This window comes from Bacillus cereus group sp. Bce019 (assembly GCF_051781745.1).
In the GTDB taxonomy this organism is placed as follows: domain Bacteria; phylum Bacillota; class Bacilli; order Bacillales; family Bacillaceae_G; genus Bacillus_A; species Bacillus_A cereus.
In genome coordinates this window covers 47,552-61,281 of the sequence record NZ_JBPWJX010000025.1, presented here as the reverse complement: position 1 = coordinate 61,281, position 13,730 = coordinate 47,552, and the positions used below count along the sequence as shown (strand labels likewise).

The window sequence follows — 13,730 nt, the reverse complement described above, 5'->3', positions numbered from 1 at the left end:
CAAAAAAATAAGACCATCATATATAAGATGGTCAAGGAAGGGGACAATTTATGTCAATTTAATTAGGGATGGAAGCTATTCAAAGACACTGGGGAATGTCTTATAAATTAGGGAGGAACAGCTTCGATACATATACTATAAAAGGTGGATGTGACCTCTATGTGAACATAGAGTGAAAGATATGGGGATTTGAAAAATAGTACATATGAAATTGTTATTGCTAGCAATATTGAGTTAGGGTATAGAGTTTTCCAGCATAAAACGAAAAGGAATCTGAATATAAATAAAAGTTGTAATCTATGAAAAAAAGGATTATGCTCAACTATATTATGAGAATATAAGGTTTGTCCCAATTATTTAAGGGCTTTTAAAAAGCTTTTTATTTATGAGGGGAAAGCTTCACTTTAATAAGGGAGTTAGTGATATGGACGTAACAAAAAAACAAGGGCTGTATAATCGTCTTATACGATTAAACCCACCACAAATATTAGCATTAGGCTTTTTCTGCTTAATTGTGGTTGGCGGTTTGTTATTAAAATTACCATTCGCAACGAAAGTACATATTAGTTGGGTAGATGCTTTCTTTACAGCAACGTCAGCAGCGACCGTAACTGGTTTGGGAGTAGTGGATACAGCAAGTACATTTACGATGTTTGGCGAAATTGTTATTATGTTTTTAATTCAAACAGGTGGTCTAGGCCTTATGACAATTGCCATTTTAATTGTTTGGGTACTAGGTAAAAAAATCGGATTACGCCATCGTTTATTAATTGGAGAAGCATTTAATCAAACAAATATAGGTGGTCTTGTAAAATTAGTAAAGCGTGTCTTTATATTTTCGATTTGTATTGAACTTATTGGGGGCATCTTTTTATCGTTTCGCTTTATTCCAGAGTTTGGTTTTGGAAAAGGTTTATACTATAGTATTTTTCATGTAATTGCATCTTATAATAATGCAGGATTTGCTTTATGGCCAGATAATTTAACAAGATATGTAGGGGATCCCATTATTAATATTGGGATTTGCTCTTTAATTGTAATTGGGGGACTCGGTTTTACTGTATTAATTGATATATGGTATAGCCGCAGTTTTCGAAAATTATCACTTCACTCAAAAATAATGATTATTGGAACAGTAGTGCTAAATATTATAGCAATGATTGTGATTTTTGTATTGGAATATAATAATGTGAAGACGTTAGGGAATTTATCTTTAAATGAAAAACTATGGGCTTCCTTCTTTCAAGGTATTACTCCGCGGACAGCTGGATTTAATACGGTTGACTATGGAGGTATGGAAGAATCATCTATATTATTTACGATGATTTTGATGTTTATTGGTGCAGGAAGTGTATCGACAGGTGGAGGAATTAAATTAACGACGTTTGTTATCTTAATTACATCTGTCCTTTCTTTCTTTAGAAAAAAGGAGGAAATTGTTTTATTTCAGCGTACAATTAAAATGTCGACAGTAACGAGGGCCTTAGCGATTGCTGTTGCCAGTCAAATACTTATTTTAGCAGCGGTATTCATATTAATGCTTACAGAAAACTTCAGCTTTATTCAATTATTATTTGAGACAATATCAGCGTTTGGCACAGTCGGATTAACGATGGGAATTACTGCAAAGCTATCGGCATTCGGAAAATGTATTATTATGTTTGTTATGTTCTGCGGATTAATTGGACCATTAACACTTGTGTTCTCTTTAGCGCGACCAGCAAAACAAAAAATAAAATATCCATCGGAAGATGTGTTTACAGGGTAAGGTATCCCGCGTTAAGCGAGATACCTTTTTCTTTTTTAGAACAGGGAGAACAATAGACCAATAAGTGCTACTCGGAATAAAATTGCGATAAGTGCAGCAATTCCACCGACAACTGCAGCGATACCGCCAGTTACAGTAGCTCCGCGATTATAAGCGTAAATACCGAGTAAAACAGAAACAAGACCAAATAGTGTTGGGAATGTAAATAGCGATAAGATAGATAGCGCAAGAGCGATAAAACCAGCAGTTGATCCAGCAGCAGACGATTTTACAACATCTTTATCGTCTTTATCATCGTAATCATAATCAATGCGTTGTGGTGCAACCTCAGCGGCGTACTCTTCTTTATAGTCACTATAATCACTATCTATTCTATCTTTTCTTTTATAATCATCAAATTTCTCAGTCAAAGTCATGACTCCTTTCATAACAAGGTTCAATAGTAGTATGTATCTCTTTTTCTTTTTTATCCCGCTATTTGTGGGAGTCGAGCTACGTACACATCCCACTGATTAAAGTTTCACTATACCGGAGCATGTACAGGGAGTAGTATCTTTTAAAAGGAGGAAAATGTTTTCTTGAAATAGGAAAAGTTAGTATGACTTCCTCTATTTTGGAAAATATAAAAAGGAATAATGAGGAAAGGGTGCAATACATAATGGAACATCCAATTGAAAATTTAATGAAAACGGCAATGACAAATTTAAAAGAAATGGTAGATGTAAATACAATTGTTGGGAGCCCGGTTTCAACAGCTGACGGAAATGTAGTATTAACAGTATCTCAAGTGGCTTTTGGTTTTGGAGCTGGTGGAAGTGATTTTAAAGGGGATTTCATTACTGAAAAACATAACGGTGGGCAAAATCAGCTTAAAGAGAACAAACAAGGGCATCCATTTGGAGGAGGAAGCGGGGCTGGGGTTTCCATTAGTCCAGTAGCTTTTTTAGTAGTTGGTTCTAATGGGGTGCAAGTATTACATCTCAACAGCAGTACACATTTAATTGAAAAGGCTTTAAATACTGTACCAAGCACTGTAGATAAATTTGTAAATGGTCGCCAAAAGTGAACTTGCATTTTTTAGGAATTATGATATATTAGAAAAAGTGCGCTTTAGGATGATCGGAATAATTGAAATGTAAATATATATGATGTGTAGAATAAGGGAGAGGAATTTATGATTAATATTAAAAACTTAGTAGTTGGCTTATTTATGTTAGTAAGCGGCTTTGTTGTATATGTAATAAAAGAAAAAGCTCCATTCTAAAACAGACAAACGGTTAATGTCTGTTTTTAATTTGCGGAAAAAAGTTGACAAGTTATTGTATTGGTGTTATAATTTTAATTCGTGTCTCGGTTACAGCTAGTGTAAAGTAAATATCTCTTATGAATGCAATACGAAAAGTTTGCGAAAGATCGGGTAATTTTATCAACAACTTTTGTGAACAAACCCTATAAATTGTATTTGTGAGCTATATATGTATACTAGTGAATCAAGGAGCGGTCAGTGGAACCGTAATGATGAGAGAGAGGTAGGGCTTTCATCCAGTATATGTTACTTTCCCGTTAGGTGAATATAAAAAAGAGGACTCCTTTTAAAAGGAGTCCTCTTTCATTTTTTAAGTGCGAATTTCAACTTGTTGACAAATTTCATCCGTTGTTAAACCGTGAGCTGTAATGACTGATCCTTTAATTGATGTATCTGCAATGCCCATCATATTAGAATCCTGCCCAGTTACAACGCAACAATCACACCCTTGTGCATCCTGTTCTGAGTTAAGTGTAACAACTTCATGACCTTGTTGCTGAAGAGCTTGTTGAACGTCTGTTAATGAGTTTTCAACGCCAATTCTAGCCATAATTCTCACCTCCTACCATCTAATTGCTAGTATGCTCAAGTTTACTGCATATATTTATGAAAAGACGGTAGGAAGTAAATCTTTGTTTAGTCGTTATATACGCCAGTAAGCATTTGACTAACGAATTGATCGTTTAATGTATCTTGTGCTGAAGAAGTATTTGAATGGATGTCGATTGAAGCAATAAAATGATTATGTTCTTTCGTATTTGGTTCTACCTCTACGTAATTATCGAATTTACAAAAACCTTTCGTATCCATTAGATCAAATAATTGCAGCATTTCTACTACCTCTTGTCTCGTTCCTTTAATTTGTACACACGCCATATTTATTTCCTCCTTTATTTTGACAAATTGTTTTTTAAAAATAGGATTATGATTATGAAATGAAAAATATGAATGTTATTTTTAGACAGCGCTATTTTTGTTATTTTCCCCCTTTTTCAGCAAAAGTCGTTATATATTCCCGGATTTATAAAATCGGACGTCCGTTTATTGAATACAATAGATTCGTATCAATTGATGAAAATCCTTCTTTTAAACAAATATTTTTTTAGTGGAAATTGGCGAAAAAAATTTTTTGACTTTTTGTAAACGTTAACAATGTTGTTAAATCAGTATAAGTAAAGAAGTACGTATGATTAAAAATTATAAATTTTCTAAAAATTCACTTGATTTATTTAGAAAGGAGAGTAAACTAGGAAACAATAAAAAATTCATAGAACATAGGAGGCGCTTCTAGTGAATGAGCAATGGATTTTCTTAAATGGAGAATTTGTTCCAAAAGCTGAGGCAAAAGTTTCAGTATATGATCATGGCTATTTATATGGCGATGGAGTGTTTGAAGGAATTAGAGTTTATAGCGGTAATGTTTTCCGTTTGAGAGAGCATCTTGTCCGGTTGTATGAATCAGCAAAATCAATCCTTTTAGAAATTCCATATTCATTAGATGAAGTAACAAATATTGTTGTTGAGACGATTCGACAAAATAAATTATCTAATGGATACATTCGCCTTGTTGTATCAAGAGGAGCAGGAAATCTTGGATTGGATCCCGATTCATGTAAGAAGCCGAATGTAGTAGTAATTGCAGAACAATTATCTTTATTCCCACAAGAATATTATGAGAAAGGGATTCCAGTTGTAACAGTTGCAACGCGCCGAAATCGTCCCGATGTTTTATCCCCTCAAGTAAAATCTTTAAATTACTTAAATAATATTTTAGTTCGTATTGAAGCGAAATTAGCTGGAGTACAAGAAGCGCTTATGTTAAATGATCAAGGATATGTAGCTGAAGGATCAGGAGATAACGTGTTTATTGTTAAAGGAAATAAATTAATTACACCACCAAGTTCTGCTGGAGCGTTAGAAGGTATTACACGAAACGCCATTTTAGAAATCGGCGAAAAACTTGGGTATGACGTAAGAGAAGAGTTATTTACAAGACATGATGTATATGTAGCTGATGAAGTGTTTTTAACAGGAACAGCTGCTGAAGTGATTGCTGTTACGACAGTAGATGGTAGGACGATTGGCTTAGGGCAAACAGGTCCACATACGAACCGTTTATTAGAAGAGTTTCGTAAGTTAGTTGTAGAAGATGGAGAGAAAATTTACGAAGAAAATAAAGTTGGATAACAACTTTTTTAACATAAGAAAGCGTTGATAGGGAGGAGTAGTTGATTGTGAAGCCTCACAGAGAGTCGGTGGTTGCTGAAAACCGATGGTTCACGTCGACGAACATCGCCCTTGAGTGCTAAGCTAAAGCATTTGTCTAGGCTTAGACGGTAGCTCCGTTATTAGCTAGATCCATTTATGGATCACTGAGGCAAGAGTATTCTTGCAAAGAAGGGTGGTACCGCGAAATCTTTCGTCCCTTCAGCACATAGCTGGAGTGTGGACGTAGGATTTTTTTATTGTATAAAAGTTTGAAAAAGGGGGCTTATAAGAACAATGTCTTCAAAAACGAAAGAGAAACTGGCAACTGGTGCACAGCTATTGTTAGAAGCGCTAGAAAAGGAAGGCGTAGAAGTGATTTTCGGTTATCCGGGTGGTGCCGTTTTACCTCTCTATGATGCATTGTATGATTGTGAAATTCCGCATATTTTAACAAGGCATGAGCAAGGGGCAATTCACGCTGCTGAGGGGTATGCCAGAATTACAGGGAATCCAGGGGTTGTAATTGCAACGAGTGGACCAGGTGCTACAAATGTAATTACGGGTCTAGCTGATGCGATGATTGATTCATTGCCACTTGTAGTATTTACAGGCCAAGTAGCAACAACGTTAATTGGGAGCGATGCTTTTCAAGAGGCAGATATTATGGGACTTACGATGCCAGTGACAAAACATAACTATCAAGTGCGAAAGGCCTCAGATTTACCTCGAATTATTAAAGAAGCATTTCATATTGCTAAAACAGGAAGACCAGGACCAGTCGTTATTGACCTTCCGAAAGATATGGTAGTCGAGAAAGGTGAGCGATGTAGCAATGTACAAATGGATTTACCAGGATATAACCCTAATTATGAACCGAATCTACTTCAAATAAACAAATTACTCAAAGTAATTGAAACCGCAAAAAAACCGTTAATTTTAGCTGGAGCGGGTATATTGCATGCGAAAGCTTCGAAAGAATTGACAAGTTTTGCTCGTAAATATGAAATCCCTGTTGTGCATACATTACTTGGACTTGGTGGTTTTCCACCAGATGATGAACTATTTCTAGGGATGGGGGGAATGCACGGTTCTTATACAGCCAATATGGCATTATATGAATGCGACTTACTCATTAATATAGGCGCGAGATTTGATGATCGTCTTACTGGAAATTTAGCTTTTTTTGCTAAAGGGGCGACTGTTGCACATATCGATATTGATCCAGCAGAAATCGGGAAAAATGTGCCAACAGAGATTCCTATTGTTGCAAGTGCTAAGCAGGCGTTAGAAGTATTGCTTCAATCAGAAGGAAAGAAAGAAAACCATCATGAATGGCTCTTTTTATTAAAGAATAGAAAAGAAAAATATCCATTCTCTTATAAAAGAAATTCTGAAAGTATTAAACCTCAATATGCGATTGATATGCTATATGAAATTACGAAGGGAGAAGCGATTGTAACAACAGACGTTGGGCAACACCAAATGTGGGCAGCGCAATATTATCCACTGAAAAATCCAGATAAATGGGTAACTTCTGGTGGATTAGGAACGATGGGATTCGGATTTCCAGCAGCAATCGGTGCGCAAATTGCAAAGCCTGAAGAATTAGTTATTGCAATTGTTGGTGATGCTGGGTTTCAAATGACTCTGCAAGAATTAAGTGTATTAAAAGAACACGCTTTACCCGTTAAAGTATTTATTTTAAATAATGAAGCTTTAGGAATGGTAAGACAATGGCAAGATGAATTTTACAATCAAAGATATTCACATTCTTTATTACCATGCCAACCAGATTTCGTCGCTCTTGCAAATGCATATGGCATAAAAGGTGTTCGTATTGACGATCCACTTCTTGCAAAGAAGCAAATCCAGCATGCGATCGAATTACAAGAGCCAGTCGTAATTGATTGTCGTGTACTTCAATCAGAGAAGGTTATGCCGATGGTTGCGCCAGGAAAAGGTGTTCACCAAATGGAGGGAGTGGAAAAAGGGTGAAGAGAATTGTTACAGCGACAGTTCGAAATCAAAGTGGTGTGTTAAACCGAATTACAGGGGTTATGACACGAAGACATTTTAATATTGAAAGTATTTCAGTAGGTCATACAGAATCATCAGATATATCGCGAATGACGATTGTTGTACACGTTGAAAGTGAACAGCAAGTGGAGCAGTTAATTAAACAACTGCATAAGCAAATTGATGTTCTGAAAGTATCAGATATTACAGAAGAAGCGATGATTGCTAGAGAGCTTGCTCTTATTAAAGTAGCAACTTCTGTAGCGAGGGCAGAATTATATAGTTTAATTGAACCGTTTCGAGCCGCTGTAATAGATGTTGGGAAGGATTCCATAGTTGTGCAAGTAACAGGTACGCAAGACAAAGTAGAAGCGTTAATTGAATTACTTCGTCCATACGGTTTGAAAGAAATTGCTAGAACAGGTGTAACAGCATTTACACGTAGTATGAAAAAACAAGATAAGCAAGTTATGTTAATTCAATAATCATTTAAATATAGGGGGAAATGAAAATGGCAAAAGTTTATTATGAGAAAGATGTAACAGTAAATGTATTAAAGGAAAAGAAAGTAGCAATCATCGGATATGGCTCGCAAGGTCATGCGCATGCGCAAAATTTACGTGATAACGGATTTGATGTAGTAGTAGGTTTAAGAAAAGGTAAGTCTTGGGATAAAGCGAATGAAGATGGGTTTTCTGTATATACAGTAGCAGAAGCTGCGGAAAAAGCTGATGTAGTAATGATTCTACTGCCTGATGAATTACAACCAGAAGTATATGAAGCTGAAATTGCACCAAATTTACAGGCTGGAAACTCTCTCGTGTTCGCACATGGATTTAATGTTCACTTTGGTCAAGTAAAACCACCAGCTAATGTAGATGTATTTCTAGTAGCGCCAAAAGGACCAGGGCATCTCGTACGCCGTACGTTCGCCGAGGGCGGGGCTGTTCCTGCATTATTTGCAGTATATCAAGATGCAACAGGAGTTGCGACTGAAAAAGCACTTTCTTATGCTGACGGAATTGGAGCAACGAGAGCTGGTGTACTAGAAACGACGTTTAAAGAAGAAACAGAAACAGATTTATTTGGAGAGCAAGCTGTACTCTGCGGCGGAGTGACTGCACTTGTAAAAGCGGGATTTGAAACGTTAGTTGATGCGGGATATCAGCCTGAACTTGCATATTTTGAATGTTTACATGAACTGAAGCTAATCGTTGACCTTATGTACGAAGGTGGACTTGAAAATATGAGATATTCAGTTTCAGATACAGCGCAGTGGGGAGACTTCGTATCAGGACCACGCGTTGTTACTGAAGATACGAAGAAAGCGATGGGGGCAGTATTAGCAGAAATTCAAGATGGTACATTTGCAAGAGGATGGATTGCAGAACATAAAGCAGGAAGACCAAATTTCCATGCGACAAATGAGAAAGAGAATAAACATGAAATCGAAGTAGTTGGACGTAAATTACGTGAAATGATGCCTTTCGTACAGCCGCGAGTAAAGGTAGGGGTTAAATAATATGAAGCAGGTTTTGTTCATGGATACAACGCTTCGTGATGGCGAACAATCACCAGGAGTAAATTTAAATGAACAAGAGAAATTACAAATTGCTAGGCAATTAGAGAGGCTTGGTATTCATGTAATGGAAGCTGGATTCGCGGCAGCTTCCGAAGGCGACTTCCAATCGGTAAAACGTATTGCGAATACAATTCAAAACGCTACGGTTATGAGTTTAGCTAGAGCGAAAGAAAGTGACATTCGAAGAGCATATGAAGCTGTGAAAGGCGCTGTATCTCCTCGTCTACACGTATTTCTAGCTACGAGTGATATTCATATGAAATATAAACTTTGTATGTCAAAAGAAGATGTGTTAAATAGTATTCATCGCTCGGTTACGCTCGGAAAATCATTATTTCCGACAGTACAATTTTCTGCAGAAGATGCGACAAGAACATCGAGAGCATTTTTAGCTGAAGCAGTAGAAATTGCGATTCGAGCAGGAGCGAATGTAATTAATATTCCGGATACAGTTGGATATACAAATCCGGAAGAGTATTATTCTCTTTTTAAATACTTACAAGAATCCGTTCCATCATATGAAAAAGCGATTTTTTCTTGTCATTGTCACGATGATCTTGGTATGGCAGTAGCAAATTCGTTAGCTGCGGTTGAAGGGGGAGCAGTGCAAGTAGAAGGAACGATTAATGGCATTGGAGAAAGAGCAGGGAATGCAGCGTTAGAAGAAGTTGCAGTAGCTCTTCATATTAGAAAAGATTTTTATAAAGCAGAACCTTCGATGACTTTAAAAGAAATTAAGGCGACGAGTACATTAGTAAGCAGGTTAACGGGTATGGTTGTACCGAAAAATAAAGCAATCGTTGGAGCGAATGCATTTGCTCATGAATCAGGCATCCACCAAGATGGGGTTTTAAAAGAAGTAACAACTTATGAAATTATCGAACCAGCGCTTATAGGAGAATCTCAAAATCTCTTTGTACTTGGGAAACATTCTGGCCGTCATGCGTTTACGGAAAAAATGAAAGAGCTTGGTTATGAATTTACAAATGAAGAGCGAGATGCGGCATTCGAAGCATTTAAAAAATTGGCGGATCGTAAAAAGGAAATTACTGAGGAAGATTTACGCGCAATTATGCTTGGTGAAGCAGCATTTGCAGCCCAGCAATATAACATTACGCAATTACAAGTGCATTTCGTATCAAACAGTACACAATGCGCAACAGTTGTGCTGAAGGATGAGGAAGGAAATGTATATGAAGATGCAGCCACTGGTTCTGGTAGTATTGAAGCGATATACAATGCGATTCAAAGAATTTTAGGATTAGAATGTGAATTGGCAGATTATCGCATACAATCTATTACACAAGGTCAAGATGCACTTGCTCACGTTCATGTTGAATTAAAAGAAGGTAGTCACCAAATATCAGGTTTCGGAGTTGCGCAAGACGTATTGGAAGCGTCGGCGAGGGCTTATGTCCATGCAGCAGGGAAATTAAAATCTCTTATAGCGCTTGTGAAATAAATAATTGATAGGTGAGAGAAGCTTTCCTCACCTATCAAATTAAAGTTCTGAAAATTCAGTTAAAAGGAGTGTTAAAAATGGAAAAACGTATCGTTTGTTTAGCTGGTGATGGTGTCGGTCCAGAAGTAATGGAGAGTGCGAAGGAAGTATTGCATATGGTAGAAAGGCTATATGGACATCATTTTCATTTGCAAGATGAGTACTTTGGTGGTATTGCTATCGATTTAACTGGGCAACCATTACCACAGCGAACACTTGCCGCCTGTTTAGCGAGTGATGCGGTTTTACTTGGAGCAGTAGGTGGACCAAGGTGGGATAGTGCGAAAGAAAGGCCTGAGAAAGGATTATTAGCATTAAGAAAAGGACTCGGTGTATTTGCGAATGTTCGCCCTGTAACGGTAGAAAGTGCAACTGCACATTTATCACCATTAAAAAACGCTGATGAAATTGATTTCGTTGTCGTTCGTGAATTAACAGGCGGAATTTATTTTTCTTATCCGAAAGAGCGAACGGAAGAAGTGGCGACAGATACACTTACGTATCATCGCCATGAAATTGAACGTATCGTTTCGTATGCTTTTCAATTAGCAAATAAGCGGAAGAAAAAAGTAACATCTATTGATAAAGCGAATGTTTTAGAGTCTAGTAAATTATGGAGAACTGTGACAGAAGAAGTAGCACTTCGCTACCCAAATGTGGAAGTAGAACACATTTTAGTAGATGCAGCAGCTATGGAATTAATTCGGAATCCAGGAAGATTTGACGTTATTGTAACGGAAAATTTATTTGGTGATATTTTAAGTGATGAGGCTTCAGTATTAGCTGGATCATTAGGAATGCTTCCATCAGCAAGTCACGCTGAAAAGGGACCTTCATTATATGAGCCTATTCACGGATCAGCACCGGATATTGCGGGGAAAAATAAGGCGAATCCAATTGCGATGATGCGTTCTGTTGCAATGATGCTTGGGCAATCTTTCGGATTAACGAGAGAAGGATATGCAATTGAAGAAGCAGTTTCTGCAGTCCTTAAATCAGGGAAATGTACAGCAGATATCGGGGGGACTGAAACGACAACTTCATTTACAAAGGCAGTTATTCAAGAAATGGAAGAGCAAGCGTTAGTAGGGAGAGGAAGATAATGGGAAAAAGGTTACTAGATAAGCTTTGGGAAAGACATGTAGTTGCGACTAATGAAAATGGATTGGATTTATTATATATCGATCTACATCTTGTTCATGAAGTAACGTCACCGCAAGCCTTTGAAGGCTTGCGGCTTACAAATCGAACAGTCCGCAGACCAGATTTAACATTTGCAACGATGGATCATAATATTCCAACGAAAGATGTTTGGAATATTACCGACCGCATTGCGAAGCAGCAATTAGATACACTTCGGCAAAACTGTAAACAATTTCAGGTGCCATTAGCGGATATCGGAGATGAAGAGCAAGGGATCGTTCATGTAATAGGACCAGAACTTGGACTCACACAGCCAGGAAAAACGATTGTTTGTGGTGATAGTCATACAGCAACACACGGTGCTTTTGGCGCACTAGCGTTTGGTATTGGTACGAGTGAAGTGGAACATGTATTGGCAACGCAAACGTTATGGCAACGAAAGCCGAAAGCGATGGGCATTGAGTTAAAAGGAAAGTTACCGCAAGGTGTCTATGCGAAAGATATTATTTTACACCTTCTTTCAAAGTACGGAGTAGCAGTTGGAACAGGTTACGTAATGGAATTTTACGGAGAGGCCATTCATGCTATGGATATGGAAGAGAGGATGACGCTTTGCAATATGGCAATTGAAGGGGGAGCAAAGGCTGGTATTATTGCACCAGATGAAAAAACGGTTGCTTACGTAAAAGGGCGTAAATATGCGCCGAAAGACTATGAATCTATTAAGGAAAAATGGTCAGAACTTTATACAGATTTAGATGCAATTTATGATTTACATATTCTAGTAGATGTTACAGATTTAGCGCCGTACGTTACGTGGGGAACAAATCCTAGTATGGGTGTTCGGATTGATGAGAAATTGCCAGAAAAGCATGATGCAAATGACGAAAGAGCGTTTTCTTATATGGGATTGAGTCCCGGACAAAGTACGTATGACATTCCAGTTCAACATGTTTTCATTGGATCTTGTACAAATTCCAGGCTTTCTGACTTAGAAATTGCTGCATCTGTCGTGAAAGGTAAAAAAGTAAAAGAAGGTGTGCGAGCACTTGTTGTACCTGGATCTCAAAGGGTAAGAGAAGCAGCGATGCATAAAGGATTACATCGCATATTTGAAGAAGCTGGATTTGAATGGAGAGAGCCCGGATGCTCAATGTGTCTAGGTATGAATCCAGATCAAGTGCCTGAAGGAGAACATTGTGCCTCTACGTCCAATCGCAATTTTGAAGGAAGACAAGGAAAGGGAGCACGAACGCATTTAGTTAGCCCGGCAATGGCGGCAGCGGCTGCGTTATATGGTCATTTTGTTGATATTAGAAAGGAGAGTTATGATGGAGCCATTTCGTATTCATAAAGGTACTGCCGCAGTACTGATGAATGATAACATTGATACAGATCAAATTATTCCGAAGCAATATTTAAAGAGAATTGAAAGAACTGGGTTTGGGAAGTTTTTATTTGATGAGTGGCGATATGATAATAATCGCCAAGAAAACCCTAATTTCCCGCTTAATGCACAAGAAAGAAAAGGAGCCAGCATATTAATCACAGGTGATAATTTTGGATGTGGCTCGTCAAGAGAACATGCTCCATGGGCACTTGCTGATTATGGTTTCCGCGTTATTATCGCTGGAGGATTTGCCGATATCTTTTATATGAATTGTATGAAGAATGGCATGTTACCGATTGTAATGGATAAAGATATGCGTGAACAACTTGCTAAAACAGATGCGAGGGAACAAATTACAGTTGATTTAGAAAATGAAATAATGACAACGAATACGCATAGATTCCATTTTACGATCGAGAAAATGTGGAAAGAGAAGTTATTAAATGGTTTAGATGAAATTAGTATTACAATGCAATATGAACAAGAAATAAAAGAGTATGAAAGAAAAGTGGCTTTACATTAAAAAAATGACGGAATATTAAAAATGTATTTACATTCAAAATTAACTGTTATATACTATGTGAAAATCAGAGGAGAAAGGGAGTAAGTATTATGAATATCGTGCAATCTATTACAATGCTTACACAACTACATCATCATACATGAAACCCTTGAACCTAGCGTGAAAACGTGTAGGTACAAGGGTTATTCCCGTTGTACCTACACTCTACTGAAGAGCCTTGTAGGTATTTTGTCTACAAGGCTCTTTTTATTTTCGGCTTAGGGGAATGAAATAGGCATACATTAGAAGGGGAA

14 protein-coding genes and 1 other annotated feature are annotated in these 13,730 nt (G+C 37.4%); of the genes, 11 read left to right on the top strand and 3 right to left on the bottom strand.

Annotated elements, in window-relative coordinates; translation table 11 throughout:
- Nucleotides 1-424 precede the first annotated feature (424 nt).
- Nucleotides 425-1,768, top strand: a complete 1,344-nt coding sequence (locus ACS2QP_RS24285; protein ID WP_431171770.1) for a TrkH family potassium uptake protein — start codon at nucleotides 425-427, stop codon at nucleotides 1,766-1,768.
- Between the two features lie 35 nt (nucleotides 1,769-1,803).
- Here the strand turns inward: ACS2QP_RS24285 and ACS2QP_RS24280 are convergent, their stop codons facing one another.
- Nucleotides 1,804-2,178 carry a hypothetical protein gene (locus ACS2QP_RS24280; RefSeq protein WP_000136541.1) on the bottom strand — a complete coding sequence of 125 codons (375 nt, stop codon included), beginning with the start codon at nucleotides 2,176-2,178 and terminating at the stop codon, nucleotides 1,804-1,806.
- Between the two features lie 188 nt (nucleotides 2,179-2,366).
- On the opposite strand from ACS2QP_RS24280, the gene ytfJ reads away from it, so the two are divergent.
- Both ytfJ and ACS2QP_RS24270 read left to right on the top strand, forming a co-directional pair.
- Nucleotides 2,367-2,834, top strand: coding sequence for a GerW family sporulation protein (gene ytfJ, locus ACS2QP_RS24275; RefSeq protein WP_153582515.1), 468 nt, complete (start codon nucleotides 2,367-2,369; stop codon nucleotides 2,832-2,834).
- Between the two features lie 108 nt (nucleotides 2,835-2,942).
- Nucleotides 2,943-3,032: a hypothetical protein gene (locus ACS2QP_RS24270; RefSeq protein ID WP_000608227.1), complete on the top strand. Its 90-nt coding sequence runs from the start codon at nucleotides 2,943-2,945 to the stop codon at nucleotides 3,030-3,032.
- A gap of 352 nt (nucleotides 3,033-3,384) precedes the next feature.
- Here the strand turns inward: ACS2QP_RS24270 and ACS2QP_RS24265 are convergent, their stop codons facing one another.
- Entirely contained in the window at nucleotides 3,385-3,624 is a 240-nt protein-coding gene (locus ACS2QP_RS24265) for a YkuS family protein (protein WP_153582514.1), read from the bottom strand.
- Nucleotides 3,625-3,710: 86 nt separating this feature from the next.
- A complete protein-coding gene (locus ACS2QP_RS24260; RefSeq protein WP_000752512.1) occupies nucleotides 3,711-3,950 on the bottom strand; it encodes a DUF3911 family protein in 240 nt (79 codons plus the stop codon).
- Between the two features lie 414 nt (nucleotides 3,951-4,364).
- Between ACS2QP_RS24260 and ilvE the strand changes: the two genes are divergently transcribed.
- From ilvE to leuD, 8 genes are all read left to right on the top strand, one after another.
- On the top strand, nucleotides 4,365-5,261 hold the full coding sequence (gene ilvE / locus ACS2QP_RS24255; RefSeq protein ID WP_438882948.1) for a branched-chain-amino-acid transaminase: 897 nt from the start codon (nucleotides 4,365-4,367) through the stop codon (nucleotides 5,259-5,261).
- Between the two features lie 15 nt (nucleotides 5,262-5,276).
- Nucleotides 5,277-5,504: a binding site (T-box leader), on the top strand.
- A 72-nt stretch (nucleotides 5,505-5,576) separates the two neighbouring features.
- Nucleotides 5,577-7,277, top strand: coding sequence for an acetolactate synthase large subunit (ilvB, locus tag ACS2QP_RS24250; protein ID WP_332283707.1), 1,701 nt, complete (start codon nucleotides 5,577-5,579; stop codon nucleotides 7,275-7,277).
- Nucleotides 7,274-7,783 carry an acetolactate synthase small subunit gene (gene ilvN / locus ACS2QP_RS24245; RefSeq protein ID WP_000822952.1) on the top strand — a complete coding sequence of 170 codons (510 nt, stop codon included), beginning with the start codon at nucleotides 7,274-7,276 and terminating at the stop codon, nucleotides 7,781-7,783. Before ilvB ends, ilvN begins: the two co-directional genes overlap by 4 nt.
- 26 nt (nucleotides 7,784-7,809) lie before the next feature.
- Nucleotides 7,810-8,820, top strand: coding sequence for a ketol-acid reductoisomerase (gene ilvC, locus ACS2QP_RS24240; protein ID WP_063535959.1), 1,011 nt, complete (start codon nucleotides 7,810-7,812; stop codon nucleotides 8,818-8,820).
- 1 nt (nucleotide 8,821) lies between these two features.
- Nucleotides 8,822-10,342, top strand: coding sequence for a 2-isopropylmalate synthase (leuA, locus tag ACS2QP_RS24235; protein ID WP_438882947.1), 1,521 nt, complete (start codon nucleotides 8,822-8,824; stop codon nucleotides 10,340-10,342).
- Between the two features lie 77 nt (nucleotides 10,343-10,419).
- On the top strand, nucleotides 10,420-11,484 hold the full coding sequence (leuB, locus tag ACS2QP_RS24230; RefSeq protein ID WP_000415365.1) for a 3-isopropylmalate dehydrogenase: 1,065 nt from the start codon (nucleotides 10,420-10,422) through the stop codon (nucleotides 11,482-11,484).
- Nucleotides 11,484-12,878: a 3-isopropylmalate dehydratase large subunit gene (leuC, locus tag ACS2QP_RS24225; protein ID WP_326263545.1), complete on the top strand. Its 1,395-nt coding sequence runs from the start codon at nucleotides 11,484-11,486 to the stop codon at nucleotides 12,876-12,878. The genes leuB and leuC overlap by 1 nt, the downstream gene beginning before the upstream one ends.
- Nucleotides 12,856-13,437: a 3-isopropylmalate dehydratase small subunit gene (leuD, locus tag ACS2QP_RS24220; protein WP_000433189.1), complete on the top strand. Its 582-nt coding sequence runs from the start codon at nucleotides 12,856-12,858 to the stop codon at nucleotides 13,435-13,437. The genes leuC and leuD overlap by 23 nt, the downstream gene beginning before the upstream one ends.
- Nucleotides 13,438-13,730: the final 293 nt, after the last annotated feature.

Coding starts and splice junctions, on each gene's coding strand:
- ACS2QP_RS24285 (WP_431171770.1), top strand. CDS start 425: ATGGACGTAACAAAAAAACAAGGGCTGTATAATCGTCTTATACGATTA.
- ytfJ (WP_153582515.1), top strand. CDS start 2,367: ATGACTTCCTCTATTTTGGAAAATATAAAAAGGAATAATGAGGAAAGG.
- ACS2QP_RS24270 (WP_000608227.1), top strand. CDS start 2,943: ATGATTAATATTAAAAACTTAGTAGTTGGCTTATTTATGTTAGTAAGC.
- ACS2QP_RS24265 (WP_153582514.1), bottom strand. CDS start 3,624: ATGGCTAGAATTGGCGTTGAAAACTCATTAACAGACGTTCAACAAGCT.
- ACS2QP_RS24260 (WP_000752512.1), bottom strand. CDS start 3,950: ATGGCGTGTGTACAAATTAAAGGAACGAGACAAGAGGTAGTAGAAATG.
- ilvB (WP_332283707.1), top strand. CDS start 5,577: ATGTCTTCAAAAACGAAAGAGAAACTGGCAACTGGTGCACAGCTATTG.
- ilvC (WP_063535959.1), top strand. CDS start 7,810: ATGGCAAAAGTTTATTATGAGAAAGATGTAACAGTAAATGTATTAAAG.
- leuA (WP_438882947.1), top strand. CDS start 8,822: ATGAAGCAGGTTTTGTTCATGGATACAACGCTTCGTGATGGCGAACAA.
- leuB (WP_000415365.1), top strand. CDS start 10,420: ATGGAAAAACGTATCGTTTGTTTAGCTGGTGATGGTGTCGGTCCAGAA.
- leuC (WP_326263545.1), top strand. CDS start 11,484: ATGGGAAAAAGGTTACTAGATAAGCTTTGGGAAAGACATGTAGTTGCG.
- leuD (WP_000433189.1), top strand. CDS start 12,856: ATGGAGCCATTTCGTATTCATAAAGGTACTGCCGCAGTACTGATGAAT.